The organism is Aliiglaciecola lipolytica E3 (assembly GCF_000314975.1).
GTDB classification, from domain to species: Bacteria; Pseudomonadota; Gammaproteobacteria; order Enterobacterales; family Alteromonadaceae; genus Aliiglaciecola; species Aliiglaciecola lipolytica.
The window spans coordinates 1-2,854 of record NZ_BAEN01000048.1 but is presented as its reverse complement, the minus strand read 5'-3'; the positions used below and the strand labels follow the sequence as shown (position 1 = coordinate 2,854).

At 37.4% G+C, this 2,854-nt stretch carries 1 protein-coding gene; it reads right to left on the bottom strand.

Annotated elements, in window-relative coordinates; all coding sequences use genetic code 11:
- Nucleotides 1-353 precede the first annotated feature (353 nt).
- Nucleotides 354-2,417, bottom strand: coding sequence for a Sip1-related alpha-galactosidase (locus tag GLIP_RS11965; RefSeq protein WP_008844896.1), 2,064 nt, complete (start codon nucleotides 2,415-2,417; stop codon nucleotides 354-356).
- Between the last annotated feature and the right edge of the window lie 437 nt (nucleotides 2,418-2,854).

Sequence of the window (2,854 nt, the reverse complement as noted above, 5' to 3'; positions counted from 1 at the left end):
GCAATGATAATAAGGGGTATCTGAGAGACTGATTTTTTGCTTCCTTGGCAGTGGCATAATTCACTCCTTGAATTAAGAATACCAAAGTATAGATGTTTTGATTTTGCTCAGAGTCTAGTTTGTGGCTGTCTATGATAAAAAGAAAAGAGTGGCTGTCCACGGAAAATTAACTCCTTGAATTTAGAATACCAAAGTATAGATGTTTTGATTTTGCTCAGAGTCTAGTTTGTGGCTGTCTATGTTAAAAAGAAAAGAGTGGCTGTCCACAGAAAATTACTTAGTGCAACAATAGCGAAAGGGAATTTCATTGCCGGTGTTTTCATTGCAGTAGGTCGGTTCTTTCTTTAAAAACATCAACGGCTAATGCTGAATTGTCGTTTGCCTGATACTACCTCTAGATCGGCTTGATATAGGCCATCACCAATATGTTTGAACTCAACACCTTGCATTTTGGGCTGTCCTTTTTCGCTATATATTAATAATGGACCTGATTCTGCAAGTGTGAAAGAAATTAGACGATCCGTGATAGTTTGATTTGATACGGCTGCTGCGGGTAAATATTTATCGCTACGGCCAATAACGGCCCATCCTTTAGTCTTCGGATAGATTAAGAATAGTTTAGCGCCAAAATTGGAGATTTTTGTAGTGTACTTCGCGCCTAAGTCGACAACAGATTTTGTTTCTCGGTCATAGACAATTAAGCCGTCCCCTGGAATCTTCCATGGTTCGGTTTTAGGTTGTAGCAGTTCGCCAGCATAACTATAATCTTTAAGGCTAAACTCACTGTCAAGGAGCTCGCCGTTTTCGCTAAAATTGAAAAGTGCAATAGCCGCCACGTTATCATTCAACGGAGCTACAACACGGAATACTTGTTCATCTCGAAAAGGGTGAATAAAAAAACTTTCAGGTAATAACGTTGCGGGTGCTGAAGTGCGCAAAAGTTTTCCATCTTCATATGCAAATGGGTAAAGTACTTCGGGTTTTACCTTAGAAGGTTCATCTGAAATATATACAGGTCCACCAGAAATAGCACGAGCTATAGCCATAGGCTTAACATCTCGTTCATCATGTGTATGGAACATGTCTAAATCTCCCCAAACTGTTTGCCCCATCCATAAATGATTCGCAAAACTTTGGTAAGTATTTGATTTGTTTTTATTTTTATCGTTTTGGTTATAATCTGGACTTGAACGAGTTAAGGCGCTATGTTTCGTTTGCAAAGAATTTACATTGGGTTGAGCAATGCAATTAAGAAGTGGTAAACCCATTTCATAAGTTGCATTTTCCAAAGCTTCATTATTGAAGCGCATGGCAGCAACCGGATCAGCGGTTCCTTTATATAGATCAAATGTACGAGTGTGAAAATCTACTTTTACAAAATCAAAACCATTGTCTTTGGTATTCGCAATCATCTTGTCATAAAAAGCCTTAGATGCCTGCGGCGAAACTGCAGGTAAAACAACGCCTTCTTTCTTGGTATTTGTTAAATACGGATTTAAGTCTGACATATTATGTGCGTCTGATACGCCATTCATATAACCACCAAAATTTCGCCAAATCCCTACCCATTTTATCTGCTCAGGATCTTTTAACGCCATGATTGGTTGCCATCCATTGGGAAATTTTTTGCGATTAACATCGAAACTTAACAGTTTTCCATTATCCGCATCTAAGTACCCATCATCTATCATGACCCAACGAATAGGGGCGTTGCTTTTTTGCAAAGTGTGAAAAGCATTTTTAATGATGTCTTCGGAAATATTTTTTTTGTAATGCTCCCAAGAGCACCAACCAAGATATCCATATGGCTCATCGGGGTAGGACTTATTTGCTCGTGGTTGTGCAGCAACAAAATTTGATTCAAATACCTGTTCCCATACTGCCGAAGTTGCAGCATATGGAGAATCACCATGCGCCCAAATTACGAGAGGGATTTTTCCAGATACTTCATTAGTGCCGAAATTGCCTGTTTTTAACCAGAGTTTTTCATTCTCTACAAAGAATTGGCCATATACTTTATTGGAAGCCATTGGTAATACGGCTAGATAGCGTCCATCGTGCAATTCGAACAGTAAAAATTGTCCTTGTTGCACATTATTGTGATCTTTTCGAGTGATAGATGGTTGATAATGTTGAAGCTCGGCAATAGAGGAAAACGCCACAGCCTCAACACGGTTACCTCGAGCTACCGCTCCGCGAGCGTTAGCGCTTGAAAATGGACGATAGAAAGCGCCGTGTTTAAATGCCGGCAATACTAATTCTCTAGTTAGAACCATCCCCGATTCATCTGGTTTTGTTGCATTGATACTTTCAACAATTGAACCATTGTTTTTACCAGAAATAACAATAGGTTTTGCAAAAAGCTCAGAGCATAAAAAAGGTAGCAAGAAAAGACATAACAACGGCAAAGCTTTCATGAATCTATTTCCTTAATCAATGTTCCGTTTACAAAATATTAGGCCATTTAGCCCCTACCTGTTTAACTAAGAAACTGTAAAGCGCAAATATTGATTGTGTATCATATTATAAATAATGTACGTTAATAAAATGTTGTGAAATAGTCAATTAATATTGCGCTAAATCTCAACATTGATTTTAGTATTGTCGCTTATATGAAAAGATAACTCTATTGTTTTATTGCTTTTCAGCTCGTTATAATGACTTTGATATTGTTGAAATAATCTAAGAAATTAGGACAATTAATATTGTACAAATAACTTATGGTGTTATTTTGAATATAAGAGTACACTTGTGTGGTGTGGGATTGTCCCAAAATAGGTATTGATACCGCCTCGTAAGCAATAAATTATAAACTTAGAGAAATTAATGAAACAAAGTCTAATAATTATCATAT

Coding starts and splice junctions, on each gene's coding strand:
- GLIP_RS11965 (WP_008844896.1), bottom strand. CDS start 2,417: ATGAAAGCTTTGCCGTTGTTATGTCTTTTCTTGCTACCTTTTTTATGC.